The sequence below is a fragment of the Anaerolineae bacterium genome (assembly GCA_013178165.1).
Lineage (GTDB): Bacteria > Chloroflexota > Anaerolineae > Aggregatilineales > Ch27 > Ch27.
The window spans coordinates 372,461-392,506 of sequence record JABLXG010000001.1; the positions used below are offsets into that span (position 1 = coordinate 372,461).

Consider the following 20,046-nt stretch of genomic DNA (forward strand, 5'->3'; position numbering starts at 1 on the left):
GTGCGCCCGTTTCGGGTACTGGCGGCGGAGGCAACCCGGCGGCGGTTGCTGAGTCGTGGCAGACGCTATATAACGGGGTTCGGGCCGTCATGGGTGGGCGGCTTCCTTTGCAGCGGGGTGATCTATGCGCGTGTTGCTGATGACCAGCGGCCTGCCACTGCGGGGCGCTGAGCGGAACGTAGTCGATGTGCTGCCATACATCAAAGCGCAGGGTGTGGATATCCACCTGGGGACGCTCAATACCCGCCGCGATGGGCCGCTGGCGGAGGAGTTCGCCCGCACTGGCCTGCCGCGTCACGACCTTGGCGCGCGCCGCCTGCTGGATCGGGCCGCATGGAGCCGCTTTGTCGAGTTAATCCGGGTGCAGCAGTTCGATCTGATTCACGCCCAGGATCAGGACACGATCCTGTTTGCGGCGGCGGCGCACTGGCGGCTGGGCATCCCAACGGTGATGACTCGCCATGTCCTGGTGGAGTTGGCACCCAACCTCAAGAAGTGGATCCGGGCACGGGCGGTGCTGGTAGCGGCGCGCCATGGTTTCGACCGGATCGTGGCTGTGTCGGAAGCCGTGCGCCAGGACTTTGCCCGGCGGGCAAACGTGCCACTGGCGCGTATTGAGACGATCTACAACGGCCTGGACATGGAACCTTTCCTGGCGGAACGCGACCGGGCTGCGCTGCGGGTCGCCCTGGGCTGGGGTGATGCGCCGGTTGTCCTGCTGATCGCCGCCCTGCGGGAGCGTAAGGGGCACGATGTGCTCTTTCAGGCCATCCCGGCATTACGGGCGGCTGTCCCTGATGTGCAGATCAAACTGGTGGGCGATGGCAAGATGGCCGCGCAGATCAGAGCTGAGGCCGAGCCTTACCGCGATGTGGTCGAGTTTATGGGTGAACGTACCGACGTACCGGATTTGCTGGCCGCCTGCGATGCGGTTGTCCAGTCGTCGTGGAGTGAGGCCCTGCCGACCGTCCTGATCGAGGCGGGCGCCAGCGCGTGTCCCGTGGTGGCAACAGACGTGGGTGGCTCAGCGGAGATCGTGGTTGATGGCGAGACCGGCTATCTCGTCCCGGCTGGTGACGCGGCGCAGATCGCAGCCCGCCTGGCCCAGCTGCTGCACGATCGCGATCTGGCGGCGCGGCTGGGGGCACAGGCCCGTCAACGGGTGTTGGGCCTGTTTTCCCTGGAAGAGCAGGCCCGTCAGACAGCTGGGCTGTATGAGCGGGTGCTGGCGGGGCGGCGAGGTTAAGAGCGATCGGCGAGTACTTCACAAGTTTGGGAGAGGAGCCTAGATGCAATGCGCTTCTACATGGTTGAGGCTTCCGCCAAAGGTGGTCTGATCCACTATGCCTTCCATCTATGCCGTGCCATGCAGCGTCTAGGGGTGGATACGACGCTGGTTACTTCAACCAATTATGAACTGCGCGATCTCAAGCACGAGTTTCGTGTCGTTGAACTGTTGAAACTGTGGGATCCGCGGGGCAAGAAGGCAGGCAATCCGCTCGTGCGCAAACTGCGCCGGGGCTGGCGTGGCGTCCGCTACGTGCTGGAATGGCTGCGACTGGTGCACTTCCTGCAGCGCGAAAAACCGGACGTTGTGTTGTTTGGCGAGATGCGTTTCGGCTTCGAGAAATATTTTCTCAGAATGCTTAGGCGATCTGGCTTCTTGCTGGCTGATATTGTTCACGATGTACAGCCCTATGATACCAGCCGCGCCGCCGACCGGATCGTGGCCACCCGTGAGCAGCTCGCTGCATTCCAACGGATCTATGAGCAGTTTGACGCCCTTTTTGTCCACGATCAGAGCAACTATGTGCAGTTTCTGGAGTTGTACCGTATCGACCCGACCCGCGTACACCGCATCTTCCTCCCCACTAGCGAGTTGATGCTGGAAGTGGAACAGGCGCTGACACCCGATGAAATGCGGCAGCAGTTTGGTGTGGAACGAGGTCGGCCGGTTGTCCTGTTCTTTGGGACGATCACCAAGTACAAGGGCCTGGAGGATTTACTCCGCGCGTTCCCGGCAGTGCAGCAGCAAACCGGCGCGAAATTGATCGTTGCCGGTTTCCCGGCCAAAGATGTCGATCCGGAAGCCCTGTGCGCGCTGGCTGATGAACTGGGCATTGCCCCGCATACCGCCTGGTATCTGGACTACGTGCCTAACGAGTGGGTCGCCACGTTGATGAATATCAGCGATGTGGTGGTTTTGCCCTATCGGGCGATCACCCAGAGTGGGGTGTTACAGATCGCTTATGCCTGCAGCAAGCCGGTAGTGGCGACACGTGTTGGCGGTCTGCCCGACATCGTAGAAGAGGGCAGGAGCGGTCTACTGGTTGAGGCTGGCAATCCGCAGTCGTTGGCGCAAGCGATTGTTGAGGTGCTGTCGTCCCCGGAGAAGATCGAGGCTATGGGCGCTTACGCCCGGACGCTGGCCGAGCAGAAGTACTCCTGGCTGAAGCTGGCCGAAGAACTACGGGCGGTTTTCGAACAGGAGCTAACAGTGGGAGACAAGAGATAAGTGGACTGCTGCTCAGTCCCTTGTCTCCCGATCGTTTGTTCTTCCCCTTGTTGTCTTGCATCGCTCAGTGCCTCATGCTACATTTGGTTAGAAACCCGTTGGATTTGTCTTGGCAATGGGTTGAATCTTAAGGCGACCCTTCCCCGGAAAGAGGCGCTGCTCCATGGCCGAAAAAATTCTGGTGATTGATGATGAAGAGACCACGGTGCAGCTGATCGCGATCCTGCTGGAGCGGCGGGGTTACGAAGTCATCAGGGCCTACCGCGCCGAGGACGGTCTCCGCAAGGCCTACCGTACCCATCCCGACCTGGTGTTGCTGGATATCATGATGCCGGAAATGGATGGCTGGGAGGTCTGCCGCCGCCTGCGGGAACTCTCCGATGTGCCGATCATCTTCCTCACGGCGCGGGGCGAGATCCGCGATGTGGTCAAAGGGCTGGAGATGGGAGCGGACGACTATATCATCAAGCCCTACGACAATGAGGAGCTGGTCGCCCGCATCCGCGCCCACCTGCGGCGCACCCCCACCCCTGCCATTGCTGAGGAACTGGTTTTTGATGGCGGCAACTTCCGCATCAATTTTCTCAATCGCGAGGTGCGCGTGCGGGGCCGCCCGGTTCATCTGACGCCCAAGGAGTTCAATCTGCTCGGCGTGTTGGTGCGCGAAGCCGGGCGGGTGATCACCCGGCAGGAACTGGTAACCCAGGCGTGGGGAGCCGAATACGCCGACGCTACCGATAGCCTGAAACTGTACATCCACTATCTGCGCCAGAAGATCGAACAGGACCCCGAACATCCCCAGTACATCCTGACCTCCCGCGGGATCGGGTATCGTTTTGCCAACCGTTAAGGAGCCTCTTGGCGTAGTATCTTCCGGCTGTGTCCCGTTGTCTCTAAGGGGCGCAGCCTTTTTGTTTCCAGACGGCCGGTCACCGGCTGAGGCGCACCTGTCAGCGTGCGCCAGGAGGGGCGACACATGCGGATCACGATCACGATCGAGGCCAGCGACGCTGAAGTAACAGCGCTGATCGCCAGGTTGCACGAACTATTTGGCGACCGGGTGACGGTCATGGTGGAAGGCGCGCCTCCCACCGCCGTAGAGGAGCCGGCGCCACTGCCAGACATCCCGCTCTCTCCGCCGCCAGTAGCGGTGATCCCGCCGCGCCCGCCGAGCCGCGGCCAGATCCTCCGTAACCCCGATCTGACCGGCGAGTCAGTGGTCTACGGCGAATGGCAGGTTGGCCCGGCGGAATGGAAACTGGTTGACCGTGTGGGTGTCTCCCGCCCCGGTGGGGAGACCCAGGCGGTGCGCTGTGAACCCAAGCGCCCGGAGAACAGCTTTGAGGGCTATGACCGCTATCTCAACCCCGCCTACGGCAACACGGCTGTGGAGATGGGCGGTTCCTGGCGCACGTTCGAGTGGGCTTTCCAGCAGAGCGATGTCGATCTCCGGGCCGGGTACACCTATGAACTGGCGGCTGTTTTCCACCCCCTGGTCAAAACACGCCTGGCTGATGGCTCCGAGGTCTTCATGAGTGCGGCGCAGGCCGGGGATTGGATGGCTAACCTGGAATGGCGCTGGGTGGTGCGGTCGCAGGCGGGTGACGTACTGGCTGCCGATGACTGGCGGGACGGCGAGACGCTGGGCACCACCACCTTCGACCTGCCCCCGAACCGGCCACACCGCTATACCTGGCGCTGGACTGCTCCCCAGGATGCCCGTGTGACGGTGGCCCTGGAATTCCGTAACAAGTGGGCGCTGGCCATGACCAAGGTCTGGGTGCACCAGCTGACCTGCATCGAGCAGTAACAGCGCGGGCGCAACAACCTTTCTCTATCCTCATATAATGGAATCAGGCGGCTCAGGCAGGCTTGCGCCCGCCAGCCGCCTGTCTGTGATCGCCCGATCACAACCTCAGGCGAGGAGAGGAGAAGGAGGAGAAGGGCTATGGCTACCCGTTCGGATAGCTCACAGGCCCGGGAGGAGATCCGCGTTGGGGGTGCGGAAGCTGCGGTGCGCCGCGCCTTCGATATTGTGATGACCGAGGAAGAGCGCGACTTTGCCGTACGGCTGTGGGATGGTAGCGTCTTACCGCCGGGGCCGGGGCAGCCGGCGCGCTTCACGATCGTGCTGACCCATCCCGGCGCGCTGCGGCGGATGTTCATGCCACCGGGGGAGTTGACGCTGGCGGAAGCCTATCTGCGCGGAGACTACGAGCTGGAGGGCGATGTCATCGCCGCGCTGGGGCTGGCCGTGCGGGTGCAGGGCTTCGCCGCCCGTGACTGGCTAGCGCTGGCCCGCCTGGCCCTTAGCCTGCCAGCTACGATGCCGCCGCAGGAATACACTGAGGGACGGCAGGCGGCTCGTCTGCGCGGCATACGCCATTCCCGCAGCCGTGACCGAGCCGCCGTGACCTACCATTACGATGTCGGCAATGAGTTCTATGCTCTCTTTCTGGGGCAGACGATGGCTTATTCCTGCGCCTACTTCAGGAGCGAGACCGACGATCTGGATGCGGCGCAGACAGCCAAATTTGAGCATATCTGCCGCAAGTTGCGCCTGCAGCCCGGTGAGCGCCTGCTGGACATCGGCTGTGGCTGGGGCGGGTTGGTGGTCTACGCCGCGCAGCACTATGGCGTCGATGCCACCGGGATTAACCTGAGCGAGCCACAGGTAGCCTACGCGCGGGAGTGGATCACGCGGGCGGGCGTGGCTGACCGGGCGCGCGTTGAGATCTGTGACTACCGCGACCTGGACCCGGCCCAACCCTACGACAAGATCGTCAGCGTGGGAATGTTCGAGCATGTCGGGCGTGCCCGACTGGATGACTACTTCCGCGCGGCATATAACGCCCTGCGACCGGGTGGGCTGTTCCTCAATCACGGCATTGCCGCCCAGTATGACGAGCCGGGCTGGCTGGCCCGTCGGCTCTTCCAGGCAGGGCAGTTCACCCAGCGCTACGTATTCCCCGATGGCGAACTGGTCCCCATCGGCGAGGCCATCCAGGTTGCTGAGAGGGCCGGCTTTGAGCCGCGCGACCTGGAAAGCCTGCGGGAACACTACGCGCTGACGTTGCGGCGCTGGGTACGTAACCTGGAGGCGCGCCGGGCGGAGGCGGTCGCCCTGACAGACGAGCGCACGTTCCGGGTGTGGCGGTTTTATATGGCCGCGGCGGCGGTCGGCTTTGAAGCTGGCAGCACCAACGTTTACCAGTTGTTGCTCTCCCGCAGCCGGCGTGGCCCGGCCCGCCTGCCGCTGACACGGGCCGATCTTTACGCCGGGTGACGGCGTATGCATGGCTTCAGGATACAAAAACGGGATGCTCTGCCGGGAGCATCCCGTTTTTTATCGGTAGCTTGAACCTGGTATCAACTCTTGAGCAGCAACTGGCGGATGACCAGCGCCAGGTGGACGCCCAGGCGGGTCTCCGGGCGGTTGAGATCCATGTCCGCGATCTCGCTGATGCGGTTCATCCGGTAGAGCAGCGTGTTGCGGTGGACGATCAGCATCTCGGCGGTGCGGCTCAGGTTGCCGTGGCAGGCGAAGAACGCCTCCAGCGTCTTGATCAGGTCGGCACGGTTGCGCTCGTCGTAGTCCAGCAGCGGGCCGAGCATGTGGTTGGCGAAGGCCAGCAGCGTCTCCCGGTCTTCCAGGCGCAGGATGAACTGGTAGACGCCCAGGTCGCCGATGTACAGCGGCTCGTCAGTTTCCAGGCGGCGGGCCAGGTCGACGGCCTGCTGAGCATCCTGGTAGCTTTCCCGCCACTGGTTGACGTGTATGGCCTTCTGGCCAATGCCGATGGCCACGCGGTGCTGTGGCTGCTGTCGCCGCGCTTCCTGGCGGATGGCTTCCGCCAGAGCCAGCGAGGAGTCGATCGGGTTTTCGGCGTCGGTGGCGTAGAAGATCACCACATGATCGTCGCGTTGCCAGACCAGGGCATCTTCCCGTTGGCTGGAGACCACGCCGTTGATCAGCGTCTCCAGCCGCCGCAGGGAGGGCGTCTCTGTCCCCTGCCAGGCCAGCACCAGGGCCATATGAGGCAGGGCCATGTTGTGGTTGAAGCGCTCGCCCTGGCGGATCGCTTCCTGCTGGCTGATGTCGCCGATCAGCAAACGGTCCAGGAAGGTACCGCGCAGGCGTTTTTCCGTCTCGCTGATGGCTTTGGCCTTGGCCATTTCTAACGCGCAGGCCTCCGCACCATACTGAGCGATCAGGTAATCAACCTCGTCGAAGTCGCCGGTGGTGATGATCGACAGGTAGCCGCGGCCGATAGCCTGGTTGATGATCGGCGAGACCAGACGCTTGAGGCCGCTGCGCTGCAAGTCCTGTTCCAGCACCATCTGATCAAGGTTGACGAGCTGGTGGCGGTTGCGCAGCTTATCCGGCAGAGTGGCGATCTGCCCGGTAAAGGCCTTGACGTACTCCCAGTCATCGCTGCTGATGACCGGTTGGCCAACCTGCTGAACGATTCGCAGGCGCTTGTCGTGGACAATGACGGATTTGTTGGTCAGATCGGCCATGGCGCTGACCAGTTCCGCCATCCCGCGATTCTGTGACGAAATCTGGGTCAGCTGGCGGTAAACCTGCTGGCCACGACGCTCGATCTGGGCCTGGCGGTCGAGCAGCAGCGTGATCACGGTGCGCTCAACCTCACGGACGCTGGCGCCGACAGGCAGCAGCAACAGCGGCAGGTTACCCCCTCTGGCTTCCTCCAGGGCTAGCGTAGAGGGGTGTTCCGCCAGGACGACGGCAGCGGCCCCCGCTTCGACGGCCTGGCGCACCACCAGCGCATCCCGGTTCGGGATGGACAGGTTGCGTTCCAGCGGTGCGAGGATGACCAGCTCGCCCCGGTTGAGGGGTTTAGGGCCGATCTCCTGAGGGTAGATCAGCGCGGTCCAGGTCACGACACGGTCGAGGGCCTCCTGGCCGCTCAGGATGGTCGTGCCGATGGGCAGGGCCAGCTTGCGAACTTCCTCGACGGTGATACGGGATGTAGTGTCTGTTTTGTCGGACATTGACCAGCAAAATCCCATTTGGGCAGAATATACCAGTATTTATTGTACCGCAAATAACGAATGAAATCACGCATTCATTGTAATCTAGATTTCAATAGAAGAGCGCGGAAAACTTAAGGGTTGTGAGGCGGCCAGAGGGCGGGACGATGCCTGACAGGCAATCTCCCTCTCTACACCGCAATGTCGTTGACCTTCCACAGCACCTGATACTTGGGGGCGGGGTAAGCGGGGGCTGACCGGACATGGCCGGGGATGACATCGAAGCGGCCATGAAGCTGGTTACGCTCGCCATCGCCGCTGAAGGCGATCTCACGCAGTACCTCCAGGCGGAAGGGCGAGATCGCCAGCGCGTCCGGCGGCGAACCGGCGCCCGGCAGGCGCACCCGCCAGGTTGGGCCGCCTTCCGCGGCAAACACCCTGAGGATCAGCGGGTAACCCCGCGCCGGGGGTGTTGGTGGCCGGGGAATCACCGGCAGGTGGACAATACCAACTTCGCCGCCGCTCAGCTGCACCTTCAGTTCCGGGTGTGGCACGGCGAAGCTGAGTGTACTGCCCTGCGCATCACGGCGCGGCAGGCGCAGGACCAGGACGACATCCTGAGGACGGGCGATTACGCTCTGCAGAATCACCACCACCTCAAAAGGTTGGCCGATGGTCGCTCCGGCGGGGAAGACTCCCAGCGCGCACTGGAGCGTCGGCAGCTCCCGGCGTGCCCCGCCGGTGATCGTGCCCAGAACGTCCGGGTATGTGCGCTGCTGCATGGCTTTCCCTCCCCCGCCGGCTGACCGGCCCACAGGCAGCAGCCCGGTCAGCCTCAGGCCAATGAATCGTCGCGGTTGTCCAGCGCGGCCAGACGCGCCTGCAGGTCGTCCATCTCCGCCTGGAGTTGTTCCAGCCGTTCAGTCAGGTTGAGGATGATCTCCACACCGGCCAGGTTGACGCCCAGATCGTTGGTCAGGCGGACGATCTTGTGCAGACGCTGGACATCGCGCTCGGTATAGAGGCGGAAGTTGCCGGGCGAGCGGTGGGGCACGACCAGCCCGCATTCCTCATAATTGCGCAAGGTCTGCGGGTGCAGCGCCACCAGCCGCGCCACTACACTGATCGTATAGCGAGGCTCATCCAGATCGGATTGTTCAGGCATCGCTACTCTTCCTACAGCTACAGCCAACACACCGAAGCGCCACGGCGCTATTCCGGGCGCTCCCCCAGCACCACCGGGACTTCCAGGGTGTTGCCATTGCGGATCACGGTCAGGGTCACCTCGTCGCCGGGCCGGGTATTAACCACCAGATAGCTGACGAGATCGTCCATGTCGTCCACGTACTGGCCGTTGATGGCCACGATGATGTCGCCGCCGACGTAGATCTCCCGCCCGCGCACCATCGTACCGTTGTTGGTTCCGCCGCGCAGACCGGCGCGGTCGGCGGGCGAATCGGGCGTGACCGTCTGCAATAGCACGCCGGAGGTCACCGGCAGGCCCAGCGGCTCCGCCAGCCCGGCCAGGCCAAAGCCGCCCTCCACCGCCAGGCTGGAAATCCCCAGCCAGGAATAAGCCACCCGCCCGCGCTCAATCAACTCCGGGACTACGCGCTGCACAGTGCTGGCGGGCACCGCAAAGCCGACTCCCTGGAACTGGCCGGTTTCCGTGCGGATCGCCGTGTTGACGCCGATCACGGTACCGTAGGAATCCAGCAGCGGCCCGCCGGAATTGCCGGGGTTGATCTCCGCGTCGATCTGGATGATCGACGGGTTGTTGAACGGCTGGCGGGTGGGGTCAAGCAGCTGGGCGGAAGGCAGCGTGCGGCCCAGCGCGCTGATCACGCCGTAGGTCAGCGAGCTTTCCAGCCCGAACGGGTTGCCGATGGCGATCACCCGCTGGCCGACATAGAGGGTGTCGGAATCGCCCATCATCACCGGCAGCAGGCGGCTTTCGTCCACCTGCACGCGGATCACGGCCAGATCGCTGAAATCGTCGATGCCGACCAGTTCGGCGTTGGCGACATAGCCATCACGGAAGATCACCTCGATCTCCGAAGCGCCGTTCACGACATGCGAATTGGTGACGATATGCCCCTGGCGGTCATAGATAAACCCCGACCCGCTACCGGATGGCACTGCACTGGCGTTCTCTACGGCGACCGCCACGTTGATATTGACCACCGACGGCGATACGCGGTCGTAGATATTGCTGATCAGCAGATACTCGGCATCAACGGCCTGCACGAAATCCGGGGGCAGGGGGCTGGGCGTGGGTCCCAGACCGGCAGCCCCGGCAACAGCGGGCAGCCCGTCATGGTGGGCGATCGCCTTTGGGGCGGCTGCGCCTGTCTCAGTCCTGGCGCGGTTGACCAGCGCCAGGCCGGCGGTAGCCCACAGCAGCACCACCGCGCCGATGGCCAGCGCCTGCATCCGTTTGCTCATCCGTCTCGCTCCTGTCTCACCTGGCCCATCGTCAACGGCAGTCTATCCGGCTAGGAGCCGCGCATGGCGGCCAGTCGCTCAAACAGCTCCTGCTCCTCACGGGTCAGGCTGCGCGGCACCTGAACGAGGATGCGCACGTACAGGTCGCCATGCTCGCGGCTGGCCCCAAGCCGGGGCATCCCCCGCCCGGCCAGGCGGAACTTCTGGCCGGACTGCGTACCGGGCGGCACCTTCAGGCGCACTTTGCCGCCCAGGGTGGGCACTTCCACTTCGCCGCCCAGGACAGCTGTATACAGGTCGACCGGCAGTTCCACCAGCAGGTCATCGCCGTCGCGCTTGAAGGTCGGATGTTCCTGGACGTTGACCACCAGGTACAGGTCACCAGGCGGGCCGCCATTGTAGCCGGATTCGCCCTTGCCGCTGACGCGCACCCGCGTGCCCGTCCGTGCCCCCGGCGGGATGTTCACGCTCAGCCGCCGTCCGGCGCGGTTGAAGTCGCGGCGGGTGCCATGATACGCCTCTTCCAGGCTGATGGTGATTTCCTGTTCGATGTCCCGACCTTTCATCATGGCCCCCTGGGCCGTCCCGCGAGCGCGGCTCTGCTGCCCCGTGCGGCCCCCCAGCCCGCCGCCAAAGAAGCTGTTGAGGATGTCGAAGAAGCTTTCCGCGCCGTCAAATTCATAATGAATGCTGCCGCCACCGGCCTGGCGTATGAGGTCTTCCCAGGGCACATTGCCCTGGCCGCCCATGCGCTGCCACTGCTGGTACTGGGCGCCCAGCTGGTCGTACTGGCGGCGCTTCTCTTCGTCGCTGAGGACTTCGTAGGCCTCGTTGATCTCCTTGAAACGTTCCTCAGCCTTCTTATCCCCGGGGTTGACATCCGGGTGGTACTGGCGCGCCAGCTTGCGGTAGGCTCGCTTGATATCTTTCTGGGTGGCGTCCCGGCTGACGCCGAGCACGCTGTAATAATCCTTGTACGTGGTCATGACTGTCACTTATCCCTGCGCTATCGTGGTAAGCGCATCCGGTCACATTCTAAACCTTAAGCCGATCCTTGTCAATTTTGTTATGATGGGTTTTATCATACTCTAATATGTGGCTGCCAGTACAAAAGAAACGCCGGGCCTCAAGCCAAGGCCCGGCGCTACAGGCGGTGATCCGGCGCGGTCTCAGTCGCCGGTTTCGGCAGCCGGCGCTTCCACCGTCGGGGCTGGTTCAGTTTCAGCGGACGTGCCCGGCAGGCTCAGGCCAGTTTGTTCCAGCAGGCTGGCCAGATCAAAGAGGAAGGGGGTGTTGCTGGGCACGATGATCAGGCCCACATTGTCGCTGAGGGTCTCGATGTAGCGCCACTGGATCAGGGCCGGGTTCTGGCTGATCTGCTCGTTGATCAGGCGCAGCGCTTCAGCTTCAGCCTGAGCGCGGATGCGGATGGCTTCCGCCTCGCCGTTGGCCCGTTCGATGGCGGACAGGCGTTGCCCTTCCGCCTGGTAGACGGCGGCATCACGCTGGCCCTGCGCCTGGACGCGCAACCGATCGGCTTCCTGCAGGGCGCGCAGGCGATCCTGCTCGGCGATCTGTTTCTGTTCTACCGAGCGGGCGTATTCCTCACTGAACTGGATATCGCGGATCAGAAAGTCGGTGACCAGCAAACCTTCTTCAGCAAAGCGACTTTCCAAAACTTCGCGGATGCCGGCACGGAGCGCCTCGCGCTCGGTGCTGTAGACCTGCTCAACGCCATAGCGGGAGATTTCATCCCGGATGACCCCGCGCACAGTCGGGCGCACCAGCTCGTTCTGGAAGCGGTTCTGCCAGCGCTGATGGACCAGATTGGCGTTGGCCGGGTCGATCGAGTAGATGATGGTGGCGTCGATGCGGACTTCCTGGCCGTCGGACGTGCGGGCTACCACCGCATCATCGCCCTGGCCAGCCACCCGTGACATGGTGTACTCCCGCTGGGCAACCGAGTAATAGGTTGCCTCCTGCACCACCGGGATGATGATGTGGACGCCGGGGCCGCGCGGTTCCAGCAGTTCGCCGCGCAGCGTGTCAAAGACGACGGCGACTTCTTGCGGCTGGACGATGATCACGCCCTGGCTGAAGACGCTGAAGACGACCCCAACCACCACGCCGATGATCGCCAGCCAGACGCCGGTGCGCGTGGAGCGCCGCTGCGACGCCGAAGCGACGGCCAGGCCGATGCCAGCGATCATCGCTACCCAGCCTGCCAGGGCAACAAAACCAAGAATGTTGCTGATACCCATCCCTGAACCTTTCTCCTTAATTTCCTCCGGCGGATTCTGCCCGGCATCTCCTCATCGGTTCGCCCCTGCAGAGGGGCTTGCCCGGTTGCTGAGGATATCCTGCACTGATCAGCAATACGCAGCAGGGGGCTTTTGGTTCCGGGCTGCGCATCCCCGCTGACCAGGGTCATTATAGCACGGGGTGGACGGACTTCCCGTCAGCAAGCTGATAGTGGGCTGACAACGGGCTGCTCCACAGCCAGCGCCCCGGTCTGCCCGGCGGGAAAAATCTTGACAATCGCCGCAGGGATGATTACAATGCGAACACAATCAGCCAATCCAATATGTACAGGCTGCGAACGGGAGTAGTAAGCCATCGCTGTAGCGAGCCAGGGAGAGTGCAAGCCTGGCCGGGCATCCGCAGCGAATGCCACAAGGCCGAACTCGCCCGGGAGCCGCGGCGCTGAAAATCCGGTAAGCGTCGCCGGGAACGCCCGTTATAGCACAGAGTGGATGGCACACATTCACGGGCCTGTAGCTCAGCTGGGAGAGCGCCACAATGGCATTGTGGAGGCCAAGGGTTCGAGCCCCTTCAGGTCCACACCCACGCGCGCCATCAAGCAGGGTGGTACCGCGGAGAGAAACGCCTTCGTCCCTACAAGGGGAGGAAGGCGTTTCCGGTTTTTATGCAGCTCTAAAGGAAAACTAATGGGATTCCAATGCCAGGGAGGTAGGCTTAACGGACAAAAAACAGGTGGATAGTGGCGGCTGGCGCACCTGACCGGATCGTGATATGGTGATAGAAATCATCTGATTTTTGGTATGGTAGGTGAAGGTGCTGCGCGTGTACCAGCTGCCCAGGGTGAGAAAGGGAGTGGGTGCTATGGCAGGTCAAACCAGGAAGTCAATTATTGAGCGGATTCGTGAGCTGTTGGCCGAGCTTGACCGCCTTTTTCTCCCCCAGCCTCGCCCCGTGCCTGTGCCGGTGCCGGTGCGTGTGCGGCAGGATCGTCGCCGCTAGCGCAGCAATCCGCAGGGATTTCCGGTCGGTAAGCCCGCCAGGCGCTTACCGACTTTTTTGTGTACGTGGCCCCGCCTGATGTACCATCACGCGGGCTAACAGGGAGGGTAGACGAATGTGTGATCATCCTTTGTCAGGACTGTGTCCGTTGCCGTCCTGCCTTCTCGCCCTCCACCAGCCTGACGCCCGGCGCCGGGCCTGAACTGGATCATCCTATCTTCCTGCTTGAGGCATTGACCGAAGGAGTGCCAGAAAGCGATGACTGACAAATACAACCCAGGGGAAATTGAAAAGCGCTGGCAGCAGCGCTGGGCCGAAAGCGGCCTGTACCGCCAGACGGTCGACCTGACCCGGCCCAAGCATTACGCCCTGACCATGCTGCCCTATCCGTCCGGCGACCTGCATATCGGCCACTGGTATGCCATGGCGCCTTCCGACGCGCGGGCGCGCTACATGAAGATGAAGGGCTACAACGTCCTGTTCCCGATGGGATTCGATGCGTTCGGCCTACCCGCGGAAAACGCGGCGATCAAGCGCGGCATCCATCCCAAGACCTGGACGTACGCCAATATCGAGAACATGCGCCGCCAGCTGCGTAGCATGGGCGCCATGTTCGACTGGGAGCGGGAAGCCATCTCCAGCGACCCGGAATACTATCGCTGGACGCAGTGGTTCTTCCTGCAGTTCTACAAGCACGGCCTGGCCTACCGCGCCGAAGCTGCGGTGGACTTCTGCCCGAAATGTAACACCACCCTGGCCCGTGAGCAGGTCTGGGGGGAAGACCGCCACTGCGAACGTTGCGGCACGCCTGTGATCAAAAAGAACCTGACCCAGTGGTTCTTCCGCACGACGCAGTATGCGGAAGAACTGCTGGATCACAGCAAGATCCGCTGGCCGGAGCGAGTCAGAGTCATGCAGGAGAACTGGATCGGTCGCAGCGAAGGCGCGCAGGTGACCTTCCATACGGAGGCAGGCGACCCGATCGAGGTCTTCACCACCCGTCCGGATACGCTGTGGGGTGCAACCTTCATGGTCCTGGCGCCGGAGCATCCACTGGTGGACAAGGTGACTTCCGCTGCCCAGCGTGCCGCCGTGGAAGCTTACCGGCAGGAAGCCGCTCGTAAGTCCGAGATTGATCGCACCGCCGAAGGCAAGGAAAAGACCGGTGTCTTCACCGGCGGGTATGCTATCAACCCGGTCAACGGTGAGCGTATCCCGATCTGGGTGGCCGATTACGTGCTGATCACCTACGGCAGCGGCGCGATCATGGCCGTCCCGGCCCATGACCAGCGTGACTTTGAGTTTGCCCGCAAGTACGGCATCGAAGTGCGGGTGGTGATCCAGCCGGAAGGCGCGACGCTGGACGGCGCGACTATGACCGAGGCCGCGCCCGGCGCAGGCGTAATGGTCAACAGCGGGCCGTTCAATGGCACCAGGGTGACCGAGGACAAGGGACGCCAGAACCCTGGCATCAGCGCCGTGATCGACTGGCTGGAGGAAAAAGGCATCGGTCACGAGGCGGTCAACTACCGCCTGCGCGACTGGCTGATCAGCCGCCAGCGCTACTGGGGCGCGCCGATCCCGATCATCTACTGCCCGGCATGTGGCACCGTCCCCGTGCCGGAGGAGGACCTGCCCGTCCTGCTGCCGGAAGACGTGGCGTTCATGCCAACCGGCGAATCGCCGCTGAAGTTCCACACTGGCTTCCGTAACACGACCTGTCCGCAGTGCGGCGGTCCGGCGGAACGCGAGACGGACACGATGGACACCTTCATGTGCTCCTCGTGGTACCAGTACCGCTACCTGAGTCCGCGCTATAGCGAGGGGCCGTTCGACCCGGCGGAAGCGGCCTACTGGTTGCCCGTCGACCAGTACACCGGCGGCATCGAGCACGCCACCATGCACCTGATGTACACGCGCTTTTTCACCAAGGCGATGCGCGACTGCGGCATCTTCGCCCCGACTGAGGCGGAGATGCGCCGGATCGGGCGGGAGCCGGCGGGGCTGTTCGACGAGCCGATGCTGGCCCTGTTCAACCAGGGCATGATCCTGGGTGAAGACCGCGAGAAGATGAGCAAGTCCCGCGGCAATGTGATCGACCCTGACGACCTGGTGGCTGAGTTCGGGGCGGATACCGTCCGCGCTTACCTGATGTTCGCCTTCCGCTGGGATCAGGGCGGGCCGTGGGATAGCCAGAGCATCCAGGGGCCGGTGCGCTGGCTGAATGACGTGTGGGCGCTCTTCGCCGATACCCCGCAGGTGGATGGCACGCCGGACGAGGCCCAGGTTGCCGACCTGCGCCGCAGGGTACACCAGACGATCAAGCAGGTCAGTGACGGGCTGGAGGAGTTCAGTTTTAACACCGCTATCGCCGCCCTGATGGCCCTGAAGAATACCCTGCAGGATGCGCGGCGCACGCCGGTGGTCAACAGCCCGGCCTGGGATGAGGCCCGCAACATCTACCTGCGGCTGATGGCTCCCTTCACGCCGCATATTGCTGAAGAGCTGTGGGCACGGGCGGGGTATCCCTTCAGCGTGCATAACCAGCCGTGGCCGGTTTACGACGCCGCCGTTGCCGCTGAGCAGACGATCACCCTGATCGTCCAGATCAACGGCAAGGTGCGCGACCGGATCGAGGTTCCGGCCAGCATCAGCGAGGAAGAAGCCAGGGCCGCCGCGCTGGCCAGCCCCGGCGCCCAGCGTCATCTGGCGGGCAAGACGCCCCACAAGGTGATTTACGTCCCCGCTCGTGGCATGGTCAGCATTGTGGTCTGAGCGGTGCAGACAGCACAGCCGGGGGTGTGCGACCTGTGCGCCCCCGGCTGCGTATACAGGATTGTCGGGCAAGGCAGCCTGCAGGCGTCACACGGGCCGGTTGACAGATTGTAAGCATTCGGATTACATTTCGGATAACACCTTGATTGCTAGTTGAAGACGTTCATGCTGCACTCGTTAGAATGGTAGTTGCGAAACGACCACTGGACGAGGAGGCAGCATGAACGACACCTACATTGTAACGGTATATGTCGTGCTGGATGATCTGTTGTGCGCTCTGCGGTATAGCGACGACGGGCGCGCGGAACTGAGCGCAGCGGAAATCCTGACAGTGGCAGTGGTAGCGGCCAAGTACTTTCAAAATCATCACGAACGTGCGTTGTATCTGCTGGTCCAATTGGGCTACCTGCGTGCGTTCAGTGTGTCGCGCTTCAACCGGCGGCTGCACGCGTTGAGGGAGTGGCTGTGGCACGTCGCCGGGATCATGGGTGAAGTGTTGGCCAAGGGCAAGGTCTTCATCGTGGATACGCTGCCCATCCCCATCTGCAAACGCGTGCGAGCCAAACGCTGCCGCAAGGTGCAGGGGGCGGCGTATGCCGGGTACTGTGCGGCTAAACAGGAGCACTATTTCGGTTGGCAATTGCACTTGGTCTGCGATGCTGCGGGTGTACCCGTCGTTTTTGAGCTGTTGCCAGCGGCGTGTGATGAGTTGGTCCCGATTCAGGAGTTGTTGGCGGCCTTGCCGGAGGGCAGCCAAGTGGTCGCCGACAAAGGCTATGTCAGCCAGAAAGACGAACTGATCGCCTACTGCTATGGTGGTGTGCGTCTGATCCCCACCTATCGCCGCAACATGCGCGGCAACAGCCAGGAAGATGCCCGCCTGATCCGTCAACACCGCTCGATGATCGAGACGTCAATAGCCAGTTGGAGAAGATGGGTCTGCAACGCCTTCATGCTCGTACCAATGCTGGTGTTGCCCTGAAGGTCTTGGCCTCGCTCATCGCCTTGGCCTTGACCAACGCTAACTAGCAATCAAGGTGATAACGGAAAAACGGGGTGTATTGTGATGGTCAAAGCTGATCCGGGCCGGCCCAACGCCGGTCCAATGGCGTCTTTGGAGGCGCTGCGGCAGGCGCTGATAGCCGGGGGGGTGACCCTGGAGCGGTGGGGCACCGGCCAGGCGAAATCCCTGGAAAACCTGTGGGAAGAGATCGCTACCGGCGAAACCCAGCTGCAGATGGAACCGCTGCGCCGCGTGCTGGCTGGCGTGGTGCAGTTGATCATCCGCCGCGACGACGGGCGCATCCTGATCGAACAGGAGCAGGTGCTGGAGGATGGCCGCCGCCGCGCCCGCAACATCCCGCCGGCGGAGAAGATGCTGGCGGGGGAGACGTATGTTGACGCCGTGCGGCGTTGCCTGCGCGAGGAGTTGCGCGTCAACCCGGACACAGCCGAGATTCTGACCCACACCCACGAGGTGCATCTGGAACAGCATGACTCGTGGTCGTACCCCGGTCTGATCAGCCTGTATCCGATCCACCGGGTCGAGGTGCGCGTGCCGGGCCTGCCCCGCCGCAGCTTCCGCACGATGGAAGCCGCAGAAGCCGCCGAGGGCCTGGTCCGCGAGCATTTATGGACCTGGAAACGCCTGCCAGCGGAGTCTCCGCGAGGTCGAGGAGCCTGAGCGGGCAGGGGACGACAGCACAGGTTTTGGCAGGGCAGGAGACGCACAGAGGGGGCTTTGGCCCCCGTCTTTTGTGACCTGCCTCTTTTTTTGCCAGTCATCTGAATCACCGGCAGGCTGGCAAAGCCTGCCGGTGCTGTTTTCCCGGTAGCTTTTCGTCGCTATAATCCAGCAGAAGGTCCACAGCGCACCGAAAGCGAACCGCGTGTATGGCTGACCAGCTCCTGGGCCGCAACTTCGGCGGTTACGAAATCCTGGAGGAGATCGGGCGGGGCGGGATGGCCGTGGTCTACAAGGCCCGCCAGATTTCCATGAACCGCATCGTGGCCCTCAAGGTACTCCCGCGCCAGTTCGTTCACGACAAGACTTTCCGCGCCCGCTTTGAACGGGAAGTGTCCATCGTCGCCAAGCTGGAGCACCGGGCGATTGTCCCGGTGCATGACTATGGCGAGATCGATGAACTGCCATTTATCGTCATGCGCTATATGGATTCCGGCAGCGTGGACGATCTGCTTGTGCAGGGGCCGCTGGACCCGGCGCTGGTGGAGCGTATTGTGCTGCAGATCGCTGACGGGCTGGATTACGCTCATAGTAAAGGCGTCCTGCACCGCGACCTGAAGCCCAGCAACATCCTGCTGGATGAAGCCGGCGACGCCTACCTGACCGACTTCGGTATCGCTCACCTGACCGGCAGCAGCCAGATCACAACCGAAGGCGTGGTGGGCACGCCAGCCTATATGAGTCCGGAACAGGCGCAGGGCCTGCGTCTGGATGGCCGCAGTGATGTCTATGGACTGGCCGTGGTCACGTTTGAGATGCTGGCCGGGCGGCGGCCTTACGAATCAGAAACGCCCTATGGCATCGCCGTGATGCACGTCACCGCGCCTGTGCCCTCCGCGCGGGAGGTCAACCCGCTGCTGGCCCCGACGATCGACCATGTCCTGCAGCGCGGCATGGCCAAGAATCGCGCTGAACGCTATCAGACGGCGCACGAATTCGCCGTCGCCCTCAGCCGGGCCATTCATGCCTCTGCCTCCGAGATCGCCGATAGCACTGCTCAGACCAAACCGGTTGACCTGGCCGAAGCGCATAAACGGTTACAGGAGGCCGACGAAGTCTATGTTTCCGCGCCGATCCGCCAGGGAGTCGCCGTCCGTACCGACCAGCCTACCCCGCCGCGGAGCCTGCGCGTGGCGCGTGCGCGGGAGCGAGCAAACCGCTCGCGGCCCTGGCTGAATGCCCTGCTGGGCATTCTGATCGGTGTGATCATCTTTGCCATCCTGGGCGCGTTGTTTGTGCTCGCTTCTGTGCTCGGTGAACCGGAGAGCACCCCCGCCACGCCAACCCTGCTGATCACGCCGACTGGCGGCGGCGCGCAGGTCACCGTGGTGCCGCTGGGGCCGCTGCATCCTGCCGCCATTGCCCTGACCCAGACGGCGGAAGCCGCCCCGACCGGCGACCCGCTGGAAGCGCTGGCGGCCAGCGGAGGCCGGATCGTATTCTCGGCGGCGCGTGATGGCAAAGCTGCTGACCTCTTTCTGCTCGATCTCACTACTGGCCTGGAAGAGCCGCTTACCCGCAACGATGCTCAGGATACCACCCCCGCTGTCTCCCCGGATGGGCGGCAGGTGGCCTTTGTCAGTGACCGCGATGGCGATAGCGAGATTTTCGTGGTGGATCTCGCCTGTCTGGAAGCCGATAATGCCAGCGAGTCCTGTGAAGCCGCCGCCCGGCAGATCACCGATAATGCGGTGGAGGATCGCTCTCCAGCCTGGACGCCGGATGGGCGGGCCATCCTTTTTGCCTCTGATGCCAGCTTTGCCGGGCGCTTTAACCTCTACCGCATCAGCCTGGATGGCCGCGATCTGACCCGCCTGACCGAAAGCGAGGAGGACGAGGATCATCCCTCCGCCTCGCCGGATGGGCGTTATATGGTCTATAGCGCCTGGCAGGATGGCAACCTGGCGACCGGTGCGATCAAGCGTCTGGAGCTGCGCAGCGGGGAGACGATCACCCTGGCCGACAACGAGGGCAATGACCGCGCTCCGGCCTACAGCCCCGATGGTCGCTGGATTGTTTTCCATCGGGACGGTCCGAATCGCGCTGCGCTGTGGGTGATGGATGCTGCCGGTGGCAACCAGCGCCCTGTGTATGACGGCCCCGGCGAGGACTGGGGTGGCGCCTGGAGTCCGGATGGGCGGCTGCTGGCCTTTACCAGCGATGAAAGCGGCGCGGGGGAAATCTACCTGATCGCCGCGAGTGGCGGCGCGCCGCGCAAAATCTCCTCCGGTGGCGGCGCCTATCCGGCCTGGGTGCCCTGATTCGGCAGCGCCCCTCTCCGCCAGAATCCGGTATAATCCGCGGCCAGGTT

15 protein-coding genes and 1 tRNA gene are annotated in these 20,046 nt (G+C 63.1%); 10 read left to right on the plus strand and 6 right to left on the minus strand.

What is annotated here, in order from left to right:
• Positions 1-124 precede the first annotated feature (124 nt).
• The 5 genes from HPY64_01520 to HPY64_01540 all read left to right on the plus strand — a co-directional run bounded on the left by HPY64_01520 (position 125) and on the right by HPY64_01540 (position 5,801).
• Positions 125-1,246, plus strand: coding sequence for a glycosyltransferase family 4 protein (locus HPY64_01520; protein ID NPV65805.1), 1,122 nt, complete (start codon positions 125-127; stop codon positions 1,244-1,246).
• Positions 1,247-1,294: 48 nt separating this feature from the next.
• Entirely contained in the window at positions 1,295-2,515 is a 1,221-nt protein-coding gene (locus HPY64_01525) for a glycosyltransferase family 4 protein (GenBank protein NPV65806.1), read from the plus strand.
• 163 nt (positions 2,516-2,678) lie between these two features.
• Positions 2,679-3,365 carry a response regulator transcription factor gene (locus HPY64_01530; GenBank protein NPV65807.1) on the plus strand — a complete coding sequence of 229 codons (687 nt, stop codon included), beginning with the start codon at positions 2,679-2,681 and terminating at the stop codon, positions 3,363-3,365.
• A 126-nt stretch (positions 3,366-3,491) separates the two neighbouring features.
• On the plus strand, positions 3,492-4,325 hold the full coding sequence (locus HPY64_01535; protein ID NPV65808.1) for a hypothetical protein: 834 nt from the start codon (positions 3,492-3,494) through the stop codon (positions 4,323-4,325).
• Between the two features lie 225 nt (positions 4,326-4,550).
• Complete coding sequence (locus HPY64_01540; GenBank protein ID NPV65809.1) at positions 4,551-5,801, plus strand: class I SAM-dependent methyltransferase; 1,251 nt, start codon at positions 4,551-4,553, stop codon at positions 5,799-5,801.
• A gap of 83 nt (positions 5,802-5,884) precedes the next feature.
• Here the strand turns inward: HPY64_01540 and HPY64_01545 are convergent, their stop codons facing one another.
• The 6 genes from HPY64_01545 to HPY64_01570 all read right to left on the minus strand — a co-directional run bounded on the left by HPY64_01545 (position 5,885) and on the right by HPY64_01570 (position 12,216).
• A complete protein-coding gene (locus tag HPY64_01545; protein NPV65810.1) occupies positions 5,885-7,531 on the minus strand; it encodes a hypothetical protein in 1,647 nt (548 codons plus the stop codon).
• Positions 7,532-7,701: 170 nt separating this feature from the next.
• On the minus strand, positions 7,702-8,292 hold the full coding sequence (locus tag HPY64_01550) for a hypothetical protein (protein NPV65811.1): 591 nt from the start codon (positions 8,290-8,292) through the stop codon (positions 7,702-7,704).
• A gap of 53 nt (positions 8,293-8,345) precedes the next feature.
• Positions 8,346-8,675: a helix-turn-helix transcriptional regulator gene (locus HPY64_01555; protein ID NPV65812.1), complete on the minus strand. Its 330-nt coding sequence runs from the start codon at positions 8,673-8,675 to the stop codon at positions 8,346-8,348.
• Positions 8,676-8,722: 47 nt separating this feature from the next.
• Positions 8,723-9,955: a PDZ domain-containing protein gene (locus HPY64_01560; protein ID NPV65813.1), complete on the minus strand. Its 1,233-nt coding sequence runs from the start codon at positions 9,953-9,955 to the stop codon at positions 8,723-8,725.
• Positions 9,956-10,005: 50 nt separating this feature from the next.
• A complete protein-coding gene (locus tag HPY64_01565) occupies positions 10,006-10,941 on the minus strand; it encodes a J domain-containing protein (protein NPV65814.1) in 936 nt (311 codons plus the stop codon).
• A 183-nt stretch (positions 10,942-11,124) separates the two neighbouring features.
• A complete protein-coding gene (locus HPY64_01570) occupies positions 11,125-12,216 on the minus strand; it encodes a hypothetical protein (protein ID NPV65815.1) in 1,092 nt (363 codons plus the stop codon).
• 507 nt (positions 12,217-12,723) lie between these two features.
• Between HPY64_01570 and HPY64_01575 the strand changes: the two genes are divergently transcribed.
• The 5 genes from HPY64_01575 to HPY64_01595 all read left to right on the plus strand — a co-directional run bounded on the left by HPY64_01575 (position 12,724) and on the right by HPY64_01595 (position 19,996).
• A tRNA-Ala gene (locus HPY64_01575) sits at positions 12,724-12,796 on the plus strand.
• Positions 12,797-13,474: 678 nt separating this feature from the next.
• Complete coding sequence (locus tag HPY64_01580; GenBank protein NPV65816.1) at positions 13,475-15,991, plus strand: leucine--tRNA ligase; 2,517 nt, start codon at positions 13,475-13,477, stop codon at positions 15,989-15,991.
• Positions 15,992-16,211: 220 nt separating this feature from the next.
• Entirely contained in the window at positions 16,212-16,973 is a 762-nt protein-coding gene (locus HPY64_01585; GenBank protein NPV65817.1) for an IS982 family transposase, read from the plus strand.
• Between the two features lie 84 nt (positions 16,974-17,057).
• A complete protein-coding gene (locus HPY64_01590) occupies positions 17,058-17,675 on the plus strand; it encodes an NUDIX hydrolase (protein ID NPV65818.1) in 618 nt (205 codons plus the stop codon).
• 209 nt (positions 17,676-17,884) lie between these two features.
• On the plus strand, positions 17,885-19,996 hold the full coding sequence (locus HPY64_01595; GenBank protein ID NPV65819.1) for a protein kinase: 2,112 nt from the start codon (positions 17,885-17,887) through the stop codon (positions 19,994-19,996).
• The last annotated feature ends 50 nt before the right edge of the window (positions 19,997-20,046 follow it).

Bases quoted from the DNA above. Each gene is read 5' to 3' on its own strand.
- HPY64_01520 (NPV65805.1), top strand. From the start codon at position 125: ATGCGCGTGTTGCTGATGACCAGCGGCCTGCCACTGCGGGGCGCTGAG.
- HPY64_01565 (NPV65814.1), bottom strand. From the start codon at position 10,941: ATGACCACGTACAAGGATTATTACAGCGTGCTCGGCGTCAGCCGGGAC.
- HPY64_01530 (NPV65807.1), top strand. From the start codon at position 2,679: ATGGCCGAAAAAATTCTGGTGATTGATGATGAAGAGACCACGGTGCAG.
- HPY64_01580 (NPV65816.1), top strand. From the start codon at position 13,475: ATGACTGACAAATACAACCCAGGGGAAATTGAAAAGCGCTGGCAGCAG.
- HPY64_01560 (NPV65813.1), bottom strand. From the start codon at position 9,955: ATGAGCAAACGGATGCAGGCGCTGGCCATCGGCGCGGTGGTGCTGCTG.
- HPY64_01535 (NPV65808.1), top strand. From the start codon at position 3,492: ATGCGGATCACGATCACGATCGAGGCCAGCGACGCTGAAGTAACAGCG.
- HPY64_01585 (NPV65817.1), top strand. From the start codon at position 16,212: ATGAACGACACCTACATTGTAACGGTATATGTCGTGCTGGATGATCTG.
- HPY64_01545 (NPV65810.1), bottom strand. From the start codon at position 7,531: ATGTCCGACAAAACAGACACTACATCCCGTATCACCGTCGAGGAAGTT.
- HPY64_01590 (NPV65818.1), top strand. From the start codon at position 17,058: ATGGTCAAAGCTGATCCGGGCCGGCCCAACGCCGGTCCAATGGCGTCT.
- HPY64_01550 (NPV65811.1), bottom strand. From the start codon at position 8,292: ATGCAGCAGCGCACATACCCGGACGTTCTGGGCACGATCACCGGCGGG.
- HPY64_01570 (NPV65815.1), bottom strand. From the start codon at position 12,216: ATGGGTATCAGCAACATTCTTGGTTTTGTTGCCCTGGCAGGCTGGGTA.
- HPY64_01555 (NPV65812.1), bottom strand. From the start codon at position 8,675: ATGCCTGAACAATCCGATCTGGATGAGCCTCGCTATACGATCAGTGTA.
- HPY64_01595 (NPV65819.1), top strand. From the start codon at position 17,885: ATGGCTGACCAGCTCCTGGGCCGCAACTTCGGCGGTTACGAAATCCTG.
- HPY64_01525 (NPV65806.1), top strand. From the start codon at position 1,295: ATGCGCTTCTACATGGTTGAGGCTTCCGCCAAAGGTGGTCTGATCCAC.